The organism is Paenibacillus ehimensis NBRC 15659 (assembly GCF_004000785.1).
GTDB classification, from domain to species: Bacteria; Bacillota; Bacilli; order Paenibacillales; family NBRC-103111; genus Paenibacillus_G; species Paenibacillus_G ehimensis.
In genome coordinates, this window is record NZ_BILX01000070.1 from 1 (window position 1) to 15,275 (window position 15,275).

11 protein-coding genes are annotated in these 15,275 nt (G+C 58.2%); 1 reads left to right on the forward strand and 10 read right to left on the reverse strand.

Annotation, left to right across the window (positions count from 1 at the left end; translation table 11 throughout):
* The 6 genes from mutL to PEH01S_RS27515 all read right to left on the reverse strand — a co-directional run.
* On the reverse strand, positions 1–1,165 hold a 1,165-nt coding region (gene mutL, locus PEH01S_RS27490), incomplete at its 3' end, for a DNA mismatch repair endonuclease MutL (protein WP_127489302.1).
* Positions 1,166–1,235: 70 nt separating this feature from the next.
* Entirely contained in the window at positions 1,236–2,684 is a 1,449-nt protein-coding gene (locus PEH01S_RS27495) for a S41 family peptidase (RefSeq protein WP_127489304.1), read from the reverse strand.
* Positions 2,685–2,717: 33 nt separating this feature from the next.
* Positions 2,718–5,534: a DNA mismatch repair protein MutS gene (mutS, locus tag PEH01S_RS27500; protein WP_127489306.1), complete on the reverse strand. Its 2,817-nt coding sequence runs from the start codon at positions 5,532–5,534 to the stop codon at positions 2,718–2,720.
* A 190-nt stretch (positions 5,535–5,724) separates the two neighbouring features.
* A complete protein-coding gene (locus PEH01S_RS27505) occupies positions 5,725–7,200 on the reverse strand; it encodes a putative amidoligase domain-containing protein (protein WP_127489308.1) in 1,476 nt (491 codons plus the stop codon).
* A 144-nt stretch (positions 7,201–7,344) separates the two neighbouring features.
* Entirely contained in the window at positions 7,345–7,911 is a 567-nt protein-coding gene (locus PEH01S_RS27510; RefSeq protein ID WP_127489310.1) for an outer spore coat protein CotE, read from the reverse strand.
* Between the two features lie 107 nt (positions 7,912–8,018).
* Positions 8,019–8,984, reverse strand: a complete 966-nt coding sequence (locus PEH01S_RS27515) for an aromatic acid exporter family protein (RefSeq protein ID WP_127489312.1) — start codon at positions 8,982–8,984, stop codon at positions 8,019–8,021.
* Positions 8,985–9,259: 275 nt separating this feature from the next.
* Here PEH01S_RS27515 and PEH01S_RS27520 point away from each other — a divergent pair, with 275 nt between their 5' ends.
* Positions 9,260–10,606: a DUF4179 domain-containing protein gene (locus tag PEH01S_RS27520; RefSeq protein WP_025844295.1), complete on the forward strand. Its 1,347-nt coding sequence runs from the start codon at positions 9,260–9,262 to the stop codon at positions 10,604–10,606.
* Positions 10,607–10,670: 64 nt separating this feature from the next.
* Here the strand turns inward: PEH01S_RS27520 and PEH01S_RS27525 are convergent, their stop codons facing one another.
* The 4 genes from PEH01S_RS27525 to PEH01S_RS27540 all read right to left on the reverse strand — a co-directional run bounded on the left by PEH01S_RS27525 (position 10,671) and on the right by PEH01S_RS27540 (position 15,222).
* Positions 10,671–11,516, reverse strand: coding sequence for an ABC transporter permease (locus PEH01S_RS27525; protein ID WP_025844294.1), 846 nt, complete (start codon positions 11,514–11,516; stop codon positions 10,671–10,673).
* The gene (locus PEH01S_RS27530; protein WP_025844293.1) at positions 11,497–12,297 is read right to left on the reverse strand and encodes an ABC transporter ATP-binding protein; all 801 of its coding nucleotides are present in this window, start codon (positions 12,295–12,297) and stop codon (positions 11,497–11,499) included. Before PEH01S_RS27530 ends, PEH01S_RS27525 begins: the two co-directional genes overlap by 20 nt.
* A gap of 153 nt (positions 12,298–12,450) precedes the next feature.
* Entirely contained in the window at positions 12,451–13,476 is a 1,026-nt protein-coding gene (locus PEH01S_RS27535) for an ABC transporter substrate-binding protein (RefSeq protein WP_025844292.1), read from the reverse strand.
* A gap of 174 nt (positions 13,477–13,650) precedes the next feature.
* Complete coding sequence (locus PEH01S_RS27540; RefSeq protein WP_127489315.1) at positions 13,651–15,222, reverse strand: FAD-dependent oxidoreductase; 1,572 nt, start codon at positions 15,220–15,222, stop codon at positions 13,651–13,653.
* Between the last annotated feature and the right edge of the window lie 53 nt (positions 15,223–15,275).

The window sequence follows — 15,275 nt, forward strand, 5'->3', positions numbered from 1 at the left end:
CCGATGCGCTCCAGCGCTCCGCTGGAGCGGCTGCGCCCGGCATCCGCGCCCCGGCGGGCTGCGCCGCTGCCGACGCCTGCGCTTGCGGTGCCTGCGGCCGGTACAGCTCCAGCTGCTCCTGCACCACCGCCTCCTGCGGTCGCTTGGCTGCCGGCATGCCCGCGGCCGGGATCAGCCGCTGCTTCCCGAGCGTCTCGCGCACCTCGCGCTCGACGAGCTGCATCAGCTCCGGTTCCTTGCTGAAGCGCACCTCCAGCTTCGCCGGATGGACGTTGACGTCGATCAGCGTCGGGTCCATTTGCACATGCAGCACCGCAACCGGGAAACGGTTGATCGGCAGCAGCGTATGGTAGCCCTGCAGCAGCGCCTGCACCATCGGATAGTTCCGGATGTAGCGGCCGTTGATCACCGTCGAGATGCCGCCGCGGTTGGCCCGGGTCAGCTCCGGCTTGGCAATGTAGCCGTCGAGCCGGTAGTCCAGCGTTTCCCCCCGGATCGGAAGCATGCTTTTCGCAACGGTCGTGCCGTAAATCGCCGCAATCGCCTGCAGCAAATCGCCGTTGCCGAGCGTTTGCACCAGCGTATGTCCGTTATGCTTCAGCGTAAAAGCGATCCCGGGATGCGCGAGCGCGAGCCGGTAAATATAATCGGTGACGTGTCCGAGCTCCGTTTGGATCGTCTTCATATATTTTAGACGCGCAGGCGTATTGTAAAACAGCTCCCTCACCGCAATGTCGGTCCCCCGGGGGGCCGTCGCTTCCGTCTTCGCGCGGACGGTGCCGCCCTCGATGACAAAACGGCAGCCAAGCCCGCTCGTATCCGGCGCGGTCAGGCACTCCACCTTCGACACGGCGGCGATACTTGGCAGCGCCTCGCCCCGGAACCCGAGCGTGCGGATCGCGAACAAATCCTGCGTGCTCGCAATTTTGCTTGTCGCATGACGGAAGAAAGCCGTCTCGCAATCGTCCGGGTCCATGCCGGAGCCGTTATCGGTCACGCGGATCAGCTCCAGCCCGCCTTCCTCGATCGCGACGTCGACTCTCGTGCTTCCGGCGTCAATCGCGTTTTCCACCAGTTCCTTAACGACGGAGGACGGACGCTCGACCACCTCGCCCGCCGCGATCTGGTTCGCAATATGTTCGTCTAAAATGTTTATTTTACCCATAAACAGGTCTCCTTAAAAGTCCGGTCAAAAGAAGCGGAATCCGGGGGCTTGAACAAGGCCCGCCCCGAAATCAGTTGGCGCCAAGCGTCAACGTTTTGCCGTCGTCCTTCCAGCTCAGCCCGTTAAAAGCCGCGGCCGTCTGCGCTACGTTGAGGTAACCCGTGCCGCTCTTGAGCACAAAGTCGGCTGCAGCCGGCGTGTACGAAGTTTGGGCATCCGCCGCTACGAGCTGAACCGTTCTTGCGGCTTCGTTCCACTCGACGCTCGCGCCCAGAAGAGCCCCCAGCACACGGGCCGGAACATACGTTTGCCCATTCTCGCGGATGACGTCGAACGTGTCCTGCACTTCCGTGCCGTTCACCGTCGCGCTGTGCCGGTCGAGCGTCAAGTCGATCCGGCTGGCCCCTGCGGCCCGTATCGCCGTCAACAGCTGCGCCATCGCGCCTTCGACCTTTTTGTCCGGTTCAAGGCCGACTTGGTTCACCTTGCGCAGCTTGGGCGTCAAGTACTCCTCGATCGTCACTTTGATCGCGCCGCCCGATTTCAGCGGAATGACGTTTTGCACGCTTCCTTTGCCGTACGTTTTCGTGCCGATCGCCGTAATTGCGCCGTAATCCTGCAACGCTCCCGTCAGCACCTCCGAGGCGCTTGCGCTGTTGCCGTTCACCAGGAAAAAGACCGGAAACGGCTGCGTCGTCCCGTTCGCGAACTCGACCGGCTGGTCGACTCCGTTGCGGTCCCGCGTATGAATGAGCGTCCCCTGCTTGACGAACAATCGCGCAAGCTGCTGCGCGGTTTCGAGCAGCCCGCCCGGATTGTCGCGAAGATCGACGATCAGACTTTGAATGCCTTGCGCTTTAAGCGCGCTCAGCTCCTTGCTGACCAGCTCGTCGGCATCGCTGGAGAAGCTCGCCACTTCGATATAGCCGACGTTCTGGAACCGCTTGGCGACGACCGTCGGAATCTGCACCTTTTTCCGTTTGACGGTCAGCTCTTTGGTTTGCCCGTCACGCAATACCTGCAGGCGTACCTCCGTATCGACCGGTCCCAAAATTTTGGCCGTCACTTCGTCGATCTTTTTGCCGGCCGCCGGTTCGTCGCCGACCTTCACGATGATGTCGCCCCGGAGCATCCCGGCTTCCTTCGCCGGAGAACCGGCGAATACGTCCGCCACGTACACGCCTTCCTCCTCCATGCCTACCCGTACGCCGATGCCGACATATTGATTTTCAACGGCATCCTCGAACGATTGCAGCTGCTCCGCCGTGAAATATTGCGTATAAGGGTCCCCCAGCGACTCTACCATCGCCCGGATGCCCGTTTCGGAGAGCTTGTCCGCCTTCGGCCCGCTTACATGATTTTTCTCCAGCGCGTCCAGCACTTCGACAATTCGTTCGGCTGCCGCCGACTTCGCATCTGCGGCAAGCACCGGCGAAGCGGCAGGAATCAGCAGGGTTAAGGCGAGCATCGTCGAAACGGTTTGCCGGCGCCACTTTGGAAACTTTTTGGAAGTATTCATCTATAGTTCCTCTTCTCGAAGTAATGGATAGGATTAATTAGGCAGCTGTTTCTTCAGCTCGTACAAAAAATTCATCGCCGCCATCGGCGTCATGTTCATTAAATCGGCCGAGCGAAGCTGCTCCAGCACTTTGTCCGCCTTGGCGTCTCGTTTGGACGGCTTTTCCGGCTTCGCCTCGTGGACGGCGAACAAGCTGAGCTGCACGATGTCCCCTACTTCAGGCTCCTTCGTTGCCGCGTCCAGCCGCTCCGCTTGAAGCTGCACGGCCGGGCCGACGGCTTCCGCAGCATAACGGACGTTCGCTTGCGCATCCGGCGCGGAAGCCTCCGCGATCGTCTCCGCTCCATTCGGAGCCGACGTCTCGGGCTGAACGGCATCCTGCCCGTTTGCGTTCCATACCGCCTGTTCTTTCGCGCTGCCGGCCGCAGGCTGGAGCCGTCCTTGCAGCAGCTCCGTCCGCGCCTCGAACGTGTGCAGCAGTTCATAAGAGCGCTCGATGATGCTGGCGGGCAGACCGGCGATCTGCGCGCAGTAGATGCCGTAGCTCGTGCTTGCGGCCCCGCGGATCAGACGGCGCAGGAACGTGACCTGCTTGCCGCTCTCCTTGACCGCCATGCAGTAATTGCGCAGGCCGCCGAGACTTTCCTCCAAATGCGCCAGCTCGTGAAAATGCGTCGAGACGAGCGTTTTGCAGCCGATCTTGTCGTGCAGAAATTCGATCACCGCCTGCGCGATCGACATGCCTTCCCCGGTCGAGGTGCCCCGGCCCAGCTCGTCGATAATGACCAAGCTTCGCTCCGTCGCCTTTTCGGTCATCACTTGAATGTCCATCATCTCGACCATGAACGTACTCTGGCCGCCGATGAGATCGTCCGCCGCCCCGATGCGCGTGAAAATCCGGTCGATCACCGGCACTTTCGCCCGCTTCGCCGGAACGAAGCAGCCGATCTGCGCCATCAGGCAGATCATCGCCACCTGACGCATGTACGTGCTTTTCCCGGCCATGTTCGGACCGGTGATCAGCAGCATGTTGCCGTCTTCGCGGGTCAGCTTCGTCTCGTTGGCGATAAACACGCCGTCCTCCAGGACGGCTTCCACAACCGGGTGCCGCCCCTCCTCGATTTCCAGCTCGTAAAAATCGCCGATTTCAGGGCGGGTAAACCGGTTCGAGGCGCTCACGTGAGCGAGCGACTGGTACACGTCCACCGTCGCGATCAGCTCGGCCAGCTGCTGCAAACGCGGGATATATGAAGCGATCTGGTCCCGCAGTCCCACGAACAGCTCGTACTCGAGATCGACCATGCTTTCCTGCGCTTCGAGGATCAACGCTTCCTTCTCTTTCAGCTCCGGCGTCACGAACCGCTCGGCGTTGGCCAGCGTCTGCTTCCGCTCGTACCGGCCTTCTTCGAGCTGGGACAAATTGGACTTGGTCACTTCGATATAATAGCCGAACACTTTGTTGAAGCCGATCTTCAGCGATTTGATGCCCGTCCGTTCGCGCTCCTGCTTCTCCAGCTCGGCGAGCCACTGCTTGCCGTTCGCGCTCGCTTCGCGCAGCTGGTCGAGACGGGCGCTGAGCCCGGTCCGGATCATGCCTCCGTCCCGGATAGAGACGGGCGGCTCGTCCACGATCGCTTCGGCAATCCACGTCATCAAATCCTGGCACGGGTCGATCCGCGCCGCCAATGCCGCAAGCGTACGGGAACCGCTCGCTTCGCAATGCTGCTGGAGCGCGGGCACCTGCTGCAGCGACACCTTGAGCGCGACCAGATCGCGCGCGTTGGCGCTGCCGTAGGCGATGCGCGCCGTAAGACGCTCCAGGTCGTATACTTCCTTGAGCGCCTGCTTCAGCTCGTCGCGCACGATCAGCTGGTTGTACAGCCGGTCCACCGCTTCCAGGCGGTCGTTGATGTGCGCCGCGTTCATCAGCGGCTTCTCGATCCAGCGGCGCAGCAGCCGCCCGCCCATCGCCGTAACGGTGTTGTCCAGCAGCCAGAGCAGCGTTCCCTTCTTGGAGCGGTCGCGGACCGTCTCTACCAGTTCCAGATTGCGGCGGGTGAACGGGTCCATCACCATATACTGATTCGGCTCGTACACCCGGATATGCTTGATATGCGACAACGAGCGCTTTTGCGTTTCCTGCAAGTAGCCCATCAACAGCGCGAGCGTTTCCCGGGCGCCTTCCGGCAAGGATGCCAGCTGCTTCTCCGAGAACATTCCTTCCGGCGGCAATCCGCCTCCGGCTGCGGGCTCCCGCGGCGTCATAACCGCAGATTTCAGCCAAGCGGACGAGCTGCCCCGGATTTGCTCCAGCACCGCCTCGCTGCCAAGCAGCTCCGATGGGTTATAGGCGTTAAGCTCGTCGAGCAGCAGCTCGAACGAACCCGAAAGCCGCGTCACATAAAGCTCGCCGGTGGAGATGTCGCAAGCGGCAAAACCGTACCCGCCCCCGGAAAAGACGACCGCGACGATATAGTTGTTCACCGTCTCGCTGAGCGAGCGGGCATCCATCACCGTCCCCGGCGTCACGATCCGGACAATTTCCCGGCGCACTACGCCTTTCGCTTCCGCAGGGTCCTCGACCTGCTCGCAAATGGCGACCTTGTACCCTTTTTCAATCAAGCGCGCAATATAATTTTCCGCCGAATGGTAAGGCACCCCGCACATCGGGATGCGCTCTTCCCCGCCGCCGTCGCGTCCGGTCAGCGTAATTTCGAGCTCCCGCGCGGCCAGAACCGCGTCATCGAAAAACATTTCATAGAAATCGCCCAAACGGAAAAACAAAAAGGCGTCCGGCACCTCCGCCTTTACGGAAAGATATTGTTCAATCATTGGCGTATATTTGGCCATGCTTCATCCTCCAACTGCCTGCTTGCGTCTTCACGTCCGCTTCGCCGAATCCGGCCCCTGAGCGGACCGGCCGGAAAACGGAAGTTACGACATGCCGGTCCCGAGAGGCCGACACGTTTCGCTGCCATATGTATCATGCTATTCTATCATTTCATCATTATAGCACGAATTGCTAGAGAACTCCCATCCTCTATCGGAAGGGCGAGATTTTCCATTTGGGCCGGATATCGTCTTGCTCGTTCCATGATTTCATCCGGAGCATCATGCGCCGAAGCGGCAGCAAGTACCCCTCGTGCCGCCCGTACTCCGGTATTCTCTCCAAATCTCTCCAGAGCGAGGGCAGGAGCAGCCGGATACGCTCCTTGTCGCCTCGGTAATACGCCTTCACGACCTCCGGGTCGGACAAAGGCCGCTGCTTCAGCGCGCGGTCGCTTCCGGCCACCAGCTTCGCCAGCGCCAGCACGCCCTTCGTTACCGTAGGCGAGACCATCCAGCTCGGCAGCACGCGGTATTCGAAGCCGCCGTGCTTCTGACGGCGAAAGTCGCCGAGAAATCCGTACCGCGGCTTGCGCGCTCCCGTCGTCTCCCCTTCGAGCAGTGTCAGCGGCAGCGCCACATAGTTGTCCAAAGCGCGCAGGAGCCGGCTGCTCAGCTCCACGCCGCTGAAGTGAATATGGCCGCCCAGCGGAAAACCGCGGACCGGCATGCCGCCCGCCACCCAGATCAATTCGGTATCAGAGATGCGTTTGGCCGCAAGCTGCATCGTCCGGTGCAAATGAATGACCAGCTCGCGCACATCCGTGCTCGGCTGCGGACGCAGCTCGGCGAGCGCGAATATTTTTCTTCGGCCGGGCAGGACGATCGAATCGCAGCCGAACGGCCCGTCCTTCTCCGCGAACCGGGAGGCGAAAGCCACCTTCCCCTGCCGGTTAAGCAGCAGAAACTCCGGGTCCGCGCCCAGCATCACATCCCCGCGTTTCGCAGCCTTCTCTTCTTCGGGCATCTCGCCGTATCGGTTCATTGCTTCCGCGAACAATTCGGCCAGCCGCGGAGTCAAGAGCGGCACCGCCTCCACGCCTCGCACCGCGAGGCTGCCGTCCGTCCTGACCCCGATCCGTACGACGCCGTAATCGAGCCCGAGCGCATAGATCGCTTTTACCGCTTCACGCATCGCTCTGGCGCCGTAATAGCTCGGCTGCTCCCGCCCGATTTCCGTATAATCGGCTTCCTCCCCTTTGCATGCCGCAAGACTTTCTCCTGCTTGACTCCCGTAAAACACGGTCTGCGTCTTATGGAATAGGGAGAGCGCCTGCAGATGAAACACCGGTACGACGAACCGGTGCGACCAGCGGTTGTCTTGACGGCGCATGCCGCTGCCTGCACGTCCCGCTTGTCTATCGCCGCCGGCCTCTTGCTTCTCCAGGGGGCAATCGATCCCGTGCAGCTCCAACAACTCCGCCGCGCGGCGCTCGTTCGCCGCCAGCAGCATGCTTTTCACCGGCTGCAGCACTTCCCTGTCTCCGCGGTCCGGATGATAGGTGCCCCAATGAATCGTAACGACCGGCCCTTCGCCTCCTTCCGGCGCTTTCGTTCCGTGCGGAATGCGAAGCCGCTCCAGCAGCAGACCGAGCGTCGGCTCGCCGGAGTGCAGCAAAAATGCGCGCATGTCTGATTCCTCCCTTCAAAGTTTAAGCGCCATCCCTGGCTTATGTCGCCCGTTCTTGGGGCGAAAATAATTGGGTTCAATCAACAAAAAAGAGGGCAAACGCCCTCTCCAACCTGCAACCGTTCGGCATATATTAACAACAAATCAGTTCAATTCCTCATCAAGCAGATCGGGATCGAGATCCTCAAAATCGCCGTCGTCCACGCCGCCGAAGTCCACATGCTTGTCGTCATATTCGTCGCAGCCGTTCGGGCACACAACGACGCACACCTTCGTTTCGGCGAACATTTCTACCTTGAACTCCCGCTCGACGCGGATCAACACGTTATCTCCGTGCGAGGAGATGCTGGCTTCCACGCAGTTCGGTTCTTGCGTTGCGACCGCCGCCACTTCGGCCGTCGACGGTTTATGGTTCTTATCGAGGTAGTGGAGCGGCACCACTTCCACATAAGAAACGGTTTCTTTGGCGACATCCGTTTTGGTGTTCCGGTCGTACGAATACCAAATGTTGATGTCGTAAGTACCTATCACTTCCACATTTTCCCCCGACTTAACCGCATCGTATTGGTTGTTGATAATCCAAGCACCCAGAATACTGGTCGGAGCGTGAGGCGGAGTGACCGTGTTAGTTACTTGCGAAAATTTGCGTCCTTTGCCACAGACAGCCTTCGTATAGATCTCTCTGCACTGCAAATCTTTATCTAATGACATCCTTCTAACCTCCTCCATACAATCATTCATTACATTTGTATGCAGGACATTCGTCTAGTGTGATAACTTTTTTATCATATTTTACGTTTGTCGGAAGGTTAACAGAATCAGGCTCTCCCCAGCGGCTCCTCCATAGGCCGCTTTTCTTTTTTGGCGACGGACAAGTACACTTTCAGCTCTTCTACCAACTGGAGCAGCGCGGCGCGAACCTCGAATTCCTCCCGCGTGGCCGGCAGCGGCATGTACCGGAATTGCTGCTCCAGCTCGTTCAGCTTTTTCTCGCTCCGCCCCGTATAGTAAGGGACCTTGACGTCCTCCGTCAGTCCGTCAAACACTAGGGCCAACAGCTCGCCGTGCGGCAGCGTCTGATAGATGCGGGCGACAAGCTGCAGCATTCGCTGGATCGCGTCCAACTGCCTTTCCCGCATATAAAAGTAAACCGACCAATTCGGTCCTCCGGCGAACAAATTGTTCTCGTTCGCGCGCTGGGCCACCTGGATCGCCTTGCGGATCGTATCGTCCGCCTCCAGCAGCTCTACGCCGCTCCATATGTATCCGTTGTCTCGCAGATGGCGCGAGAGTTCCAAAAATATTTGCGAGAAAAGCTGCTCCACCCGCTGCTTGTATTCCTGCAGCAGCTTGTCCTCTCTGGGCATATAGCCTATATTGATCAGCGTCGCCGTACCGAGCCCGACAAGGAGCAGGGCGATTTCGTTCAACAGCAGCTCCGCGCTGATCTGGCCGGAGGCGAACACATGGAACATGACGACCGAGCCGGTAACAATGCCTTCCTTAAGCTTCAACCTGCTCAAAATCGGGTACAGCACCAAAATAAATACGCCGATCACCCACACGTGAAAGCCAAGCGCCCAAAACAGCCCCGCGCCGAAAAACAAACCGACAATCGAGGCCGCAATGCGCTGAAACGACGTCTGAAGTCCTCTCTTTTTCGTTACGTCTACGCCTAACACCGCGAGCAGCCCCGCCGAAAGGGGAGACTGCAATGCGAGCGTCTGCGCCAAGAAAATGGATGCGATAACCGCCAGTGCGGTTTTGATGACTCGAAATCCCATAGCTGCGTTCCTCGCTTCGACAACTGGTCGTTAAATTTCGTATGCATATAATGTACCCACATCTTACCGTTTTTCGACAAAATCCTCAACGCGTGAAGCTCGTTTGTCGAGAATCTTTTATTTTTCAGGGAACCTTTTCACGATTGGACCGTCAGCTTCACGAAGGCTGAAAAGTACAAGGAATGGATAATAAAGAAATTCCAGGAATTCCTTGCCCTGTCGGACCATGGCCGGCACAGCCCACACTTCCAAATGAAGAAAGGAACTGCTGACAAATGAAAACCGTAAAGCAAAAACAGTCCCGTAAATTGCGCATGGCCGGAGTCCCTGTTGCCGCGGCGATGATTGCCCTTTCGATGACGGCCACGGGCTTGATTCCCCCCACAAACGCTTATGCGCAATCGGCCGAGCAAGCTTCTGCGAAAACGTCGGTATTCAAGCTGTCCAATTCCAAGGCTTTGCGCAAGGCTGCCGATAGCGGAATGGTAACCCCTGTCAATCAAAGCGTGACGAAAAACGGGGTGAAGATCACCGTTACGGAAGTCATGCTTGACGAAGCCCAGTTGGCCATAGGTGTCATGCAGCACGCTCCCGACGGAAACAAAAAATTCATGATTGCCGATCTGTTTTTGAACGGAAAAGAGATTACCGAAAGCTTGAATATGCTTGAAAACGAAATCGACGAACAAACCGCTTCGCAGACGTTCCAATGGGCCAACCTTGGCCAGCTCCCGGATCAATGCGATGTGAAGCTGAGACTCCAGCTTATCGCCGACAGGAAAAACTGGGGCGCAAATCCCGCTGAAGAAGTGGAATTCGATCTTAAGCTAACGAAATCCGCTGTCCAGAGCAAAACGATTACGCCCAACGCAACCAAAACGTTCGGCGATACGACCGTAACGGTCAAGCAAATTGTGATGTCGCCTCTTCAAACGGCGGTGCAGGTCGAGGTCAAACGTCCGTTGGACGAAAAATATCCCGAGGCAAAATTCCCTTCGTTCGAATTAACCAACGAACAAGGCATCGCCGCCGAATATTACGGATATAATGGAGATCGAACAGGCATGATAGGGCAAGAAGATGGTATGTACGTAAGAGACTACGTCATGTTGTTCGCGCCTTTCCAAACGCCGCCGCAGTCGATCAAGCTCGCGCCAGCCTACAGGACAATAAAGCTCCACGAAACCGAGGAAGATGTCGTCAAACCAATGGTGAAAGTGCCGATGGACCGCAAGCCGACTGCCGAGAAGCCCATCGTACTGGAAGTCGGCAATTCGCAGCGTATCAAAATTAACGATGTGGAATATTTGAAGGACCGGACCCTGGTTCACTACCAAACCGAAGGCAAAGGTTTCTATCCGTTGATCCTGGAGGACGAAAAAGGGGAAGCGATTTACTTAAACGACAGGAACAGCTTGAAAAGACAAGACGATTTCGGTCTCAAAGTGTACCCGTTCACCGGCTGGGAGCAAACGCTGGTCGATCCGGAAACCGATACGTTTGTCGCACAATTCCCTGCCCTGGATCCCGTCCAGAAATTAACCTTTACGATGAGCGAGCAGGAGCCATTAAAGAAGTCCTACCTGCCGGAGCTGGCTATTACCGTTCCCATCACGTCTTAATATAACATCTCAAACGACGGAGGGCCTTCCGAAACTGGAATTGCCCTCCGTCTTCCTATTCCTTCTAATTTCTGCCCGTCAGCTTCCCTTCCAAATAGACAACGGCTTGATACATTAAGGTCGCGACAACGGCAATGAGAAGAACGCTTCCGATGACAAGCGTGAAGTTAAACACCTGAAAGCCATAGATGATCAAATAGCCGAGCCCTTCCTTTGAAACGAGAAACTCGCCGACGATGACGCCGACCCAGGAGAGTCCCACGTTTACTTTGAGCGTGGATACGATGGTCGGATACGAAGCGGGCAGAATCACCTTCCGGAAAACCGTGCTCCGGTTCCCCCCGAAAATCCGTACCACCTTGAGCAGATTCGGGTCCACCTCGCGGAAGCTGTTATACACGACCAGAATTGTGATGATTACGGTAATCGATAGCGTTGTTGCGATAATCGAGAGCATGCCCGGGCCGAGCGCGACGATAAACAACGGTCCGAGCGCCACCTTGGGCAGGCTGTTCAGGACGACGATATACGGATCAAGCACGCGGGAGAGAAACGGCGAATACCAGATAAGCGCAGCGATTGCGGTGCCGAGCAGCGTACCGAGCACGAACCCGACGATCGTCTCCCATACGGTAGTCCACGTATGCACAAGCAGCGTACCGTCCGCCGTTTTCTCAACCAGCAAGCTCCACACGCGTGTAGGGGAGCTGAAGAGAAGCCCGTCAATCCATTGCAGTCGGCTGGCCGCTTCCCAGCCCGCGAAAAACAAAATCAGCAGCGCCAGTTGGGTCAGACGCACGGAGGTCGCGAGCTTGCGCTCGCTCCGGCGAAATTGCGCGTACACTTGCCCGGCCAAGCTTTCGGATCGAGCCGGCCCCGGCGTCGTCTCTTCAAATTTCAGCTGGTCCATGTCCCCCGCCTCCTTTCCCGTCCATCTGCTCGAACCACCCCCATAGCTGGCGGAACAACTCGTGAAAGCCCCCTATCTCGCGGGCATGCAGCGGCTGCGCTTCCCGGATAGCCTCCGGCACCACGGACTCGGTCAGCACGCGTCCGGGGTTCGGCTGGAGCACGACAATCCGGTCGCTCATGGCAATCGCTTCGGTGATGTCGTGGGTGACAAGCACCGCCGTCTTGCCGCGAGCCTTCAAAGTTGCAGAGATCAAATCCTCCAGCTGGAGCTTGGTCTGATAGTCCAGAGCCGAGAACGGCTCATCCAGCAGCAGGATGTCCGGTTCCGCCGCGAGCGTCCGCACCAGCGCGACCCGCTGGCGCATGCCGCCGGACAGTTGGTGCGGATAGCGGTCTTCAAACCCGCCGAGCCCCATTTCGTCCAGCAAATCCAGCACATATTTGCGGGAGCCGGCATTCAAACGTCCGAGCAATTCGAGACCGATCGAGGCGTTCTCGAAGATCGTCCGCCATGGAAATAAATAATCCTGCTGCAGCATATATCCGACTTTCGGAGTCGGTTTTCGAATCGGTTCGCCGAACACCCGCACCGTCCCCGAAGTCGGCGACAGCAAACCGCTGATTAGCGATAGCACGGTCGTCTTCCCGCAGCCGCTCGGGCCGATGAGACTGACGAATTCGCCCGGTGCGATCCCGAACTGCACATCCTGAAGCGCGACGAACGCCCCTTTGCGGTTGACATATACCTGTGAAACGCCGTCCAGCTCTACGGCATACATACAGCCATCCCTCCCTGTGCGCATAGCCTATGAGACAGCGGAAGGACGCCTGACAGCTCAACGGAGCATCGTCCCGAGGCTTTTACCCGAGCCCCTGTAACGGCAATCCCCGAAGCGCCGCCGCGCCCTCGTTGACCCTAACGACTGCCGGCCCTACTTCACGTTTTGCTTCGCTTTCTCGGCAAATTGATTGTTGACGAGCGTGTTGAAATCGACGCGCTTCTTGAGCTCCCCGGCCGCTTCCATCACATCCTGCAGGTTGTTCCACTCCTGCTCGCCAACAATTCCGTCGATGGCGAACGAGTCCTGGTCCTTATAGCGCTTGATTACGCTGCGTACGATGTCTTTATCCGTATCCTGAAAGTAAGGGGCGATGGCCGTCGCAATATCGTCCACGCCGCTTTGCCGCACCCAGTTTTGCGCCTTTTGCACGGCATTCGCGAATTTCTGGACCGTATCCGCGTTCTTGTCGATGTAGCTCTTTTTGGCCATAAACACCGTATAAGGCAGCTTGCCGCTCTCTACCCCGAAGGAAGCGACGACATAGCCTTTGCCCTGCTTCTCGAACATCGATGCCTGCGGCTCAAATAGTTGAACGTAGTCCCCCGTGCCCGAAGCGAAAGCGGTCGGGATGTTGGCGAACTCTATGTTCTGAAGCAGGTTCAAATCGTTCTGCGGATGGATGCCGTGCTTCTTCAACGTAAATTCGCCGGCCATCTGCGGCATTCCGCCTTTTCGCTGGCCCAGAAAAATCGACCCCTTCAGCTTGTTCCAGTCAAACGCTCCTTCGGGCGGCTTACGCGACACGAGAAACGTGCCGTCGGTTTGGGTCAATTGCGAGAAATTGACGACCGGGTCGCCCGCACCTTGCTGATGCACGTATATCGACGTCTCCGAGCCGACCAGCGCGACGTCGATTCCGCCCGACAGCAGCGTCGTCATCGTTTTATCCCCGCCGAATGTCGTCGTCAGTTCGATATCGAGCCCCTGCTCTTTGAAAAATCCTTTCTCCACCGCCACATATTGCGGCGCATAAAAGATCGACCGGGTCACCTCGCCGATCCGTACCTTTACCAGTTCTCCGCTCTTCTTCGGACCGCAGCCTGCGAGCGTCGCGCACGCCGTAAGCACCAGCACAAGCATTAGCGCCGCCGCTCTTCCCAGACGCCTTGTTTTCATAGGCCAGTCCCTCCCTGTCAGCGTCTGAAACGCATGACGAACTTTAGATATGACAGCATATGAACGCGCCTAGAAATTGGTGAGAGCGTATGTCTGTAGAAGACAAAAAAAGGCCGTTTCCACGGACAATCCGCGGAAACAGCCTGGAAGCTGAATCTATTCCTATGAAGTTCGTTAAACGGCCGTTATTTTCGGCCATGCCAGTTCAAAGCCTTGGTTGATAAGCGCATTTTGGAACGCTTCGAGCTTGGCCGGCGTATTCCGCACCTCGCGGGGCTGATAGCCGTTTTGCAGGCAAAAAGCGGCAAGCGCCCCCGCAGCCTCCCCGATATTCCACTCCACGGGATGCAGCCGGAAGCAGCCGTTCGTAATATGCGTCGTGCCGAGATTTTTGCAGGCCGGCAGCAGGTTTTCGAGCCGGACCGGGATCAGGCTGCCAAGCGGGATTTGAAACGGCAGCGAAGAGATGTCCAGATAATTTCGGCCCGTCATGCTGGGATGCAGGTCGATCCGGTAGCAGCCGACTCCTACGGAATCCGGAAACGGCACCGCCCCCTGCTCGCCGCGCACGGCTGCGCTCACATGCTGCTCCAGTACGGTGAACTCCGCGCGGATACGTCTGGACTCCCGGATATACGGATATTTCGCCAAGCCGTCCTCCGTACCGACCACATCCGGCCGCAGCCGCAGACCGGGATAACCTGCTCCTCCGTCCGGGCGGGGAGCTTCCGTTTGCAGCCAGTACAGGAGCGACAAGCTGAGCTGCTTCGCCTGCCGGGCATGCTTCTGCGCTTCCTCCGGCTTCACGTCGTACACGTTGCCGAGCCAATAATCGTTCTGCGACCAATTGACAATCGTGATGTCGCTCGGAAACGTGCCGGGCGCGAAATTTGCTTTGTCGACGATACGCCGGTAGTAAAAAAGCGAATATTTATCCGTACCCCAAAACAACGTGTCCTCCACAGGCTTCAAGGTGACCGGATCAGGGGATACCCAGCTAAGCTGCTTGTCCGGCCAAAAATCCGCTCGGTAGTTTCGCCAGAAGTTGTAATCCTTCGGCTTGTCGATTACGTGGTTCTCGCCTTCCTTGTAATCCATAGCGAAGCAGTGGGTAAACGCCTGAATGTCCCGCGGATCGGGCGCGCCGTCCAGCGCATGAGGCTCGCCCGTCTGCCGCTTCGATTCGGCGCCCGTCACATATTCCGCGCAGGTCAGCGGAAGCAGCTCGCCCGTCTCGGTCGCATCCAAAATATACGCGGCGCGAATCGTATGCCGGTGACCCGTCTCTCCGATTACGGTAACCGACCGGACACGGTCGCCGTCCATCTCGGCCGCAACGGGCCGGTGCCGGGTCATGATAATGAGCTTGCCGCTGTGCACGTAGGGGGCCAGCATGTCTTGCAGAACGGCCAAATAGGCTCTCGGCTCCGCCCCAAGCCGGCTCACGCCGCCGTTGCCGGGGTTTAAGTAATAGACCGCGCGCGCCTCTGCGGTGAGCGGAAACTTCGTCTTATAATAGGCGCGCACCCCGTCGCGAAATTCGCGATAGCTGCGGGTGCAGCCGAATTGTTCGATCCAGCGGTGCTCGTCGGGCGGGACGGCCTGACTGGTCAACTGCCCGCCGATCCAATCCGTCTCCTCGGTCATAATGACCTGTCTCCCCATTCGGGCTGCCGCCAACGCGGCCGCGCAGCCTCCGACACCTCCGCCGATAATGGCAATGTCCGCTTGAAGTTCCTTGTGCATACACTGTCGCCTCCTTGTCGTCTGTTCCCATCGGATGAATCAAAAAAACGCCT

Excerpts from the sequence above, each read along its gene's own strand:
- PEH01S_RS27520 (WP_025844295.1), top strand. The coding sequence starts at position 9,260 with ATGAAAACCGTAAAGCAAAAACAGTCCCGTAAATTGCGCATGGCCGGA.
- mutS (WP_127489306.1), bottom strand. The coding sequence starts at position 5,534 with ATGGCCAAATATACGCCAATGATTGAACAATATCTTTCCGTAAAGGCG.
- PEH01S_RS27495 (WP_127489304.1), bottom strand. The coding sequence starts at position 2,684 with ATGAATACTTCCAAAAAGTTTCCAAAGTGGCGCCGGCAAACCGTTTCG.
- PEH01S_RS27510 (WP_127489310.1), bottom strand. The coding sequence starts at position 7,911 with ATGTCATTAGATAAAGATTTGCAGTGCAGAGAGATCTATACGAAGGCT.
- PEH01S_RS27530 (WP_025844293.1), bottom strand. The coding sequence starts at position 12,297 with ATGTATGCCGTAGAGCTGGACGGCGTTTCACAGGTATATGTCAACCGC.
- PEH01S_RS27535 (WP_025844292.1), bottom strand. The coding sequence starts at position 13,476 with ATGAAAACAAGGCGTCTGGGAAGAGCGGCGGCGCTAATGCTTGTGCTG.
- PEH01S_RS27540 (WP_127489315.1), bottom strand. The coding sequence starts at position 15,222 with ATGCACAAGGAACTTCAAGCGGACATTGCCATTATCGGCGGAGGTGTC.
- PEH01S_RS27525 (WP_025844294.1), bottom strand. The coding sequence starts at position 11,516 with ATGGACCAGCTGAAATTTGAAGAGACGACGCCGGGGCCGGCTCGATCC.
- PEH01S_RS27505 (WP_127489308.1), bottom strand. The coding sequence starts at position 7,200 with ATGCGCGCATTTTTGCTGCACTCCGGCGAGCCGACGCTCGGTCTGCTG.
- PEH01S_RS27515 (WP_127489312.1), bottom strand. The coding sequence starts at position 8,984 with ATGGGATTTCGAGTCATCAAAACCGCACTGGCGGTTATCGCATCCATT.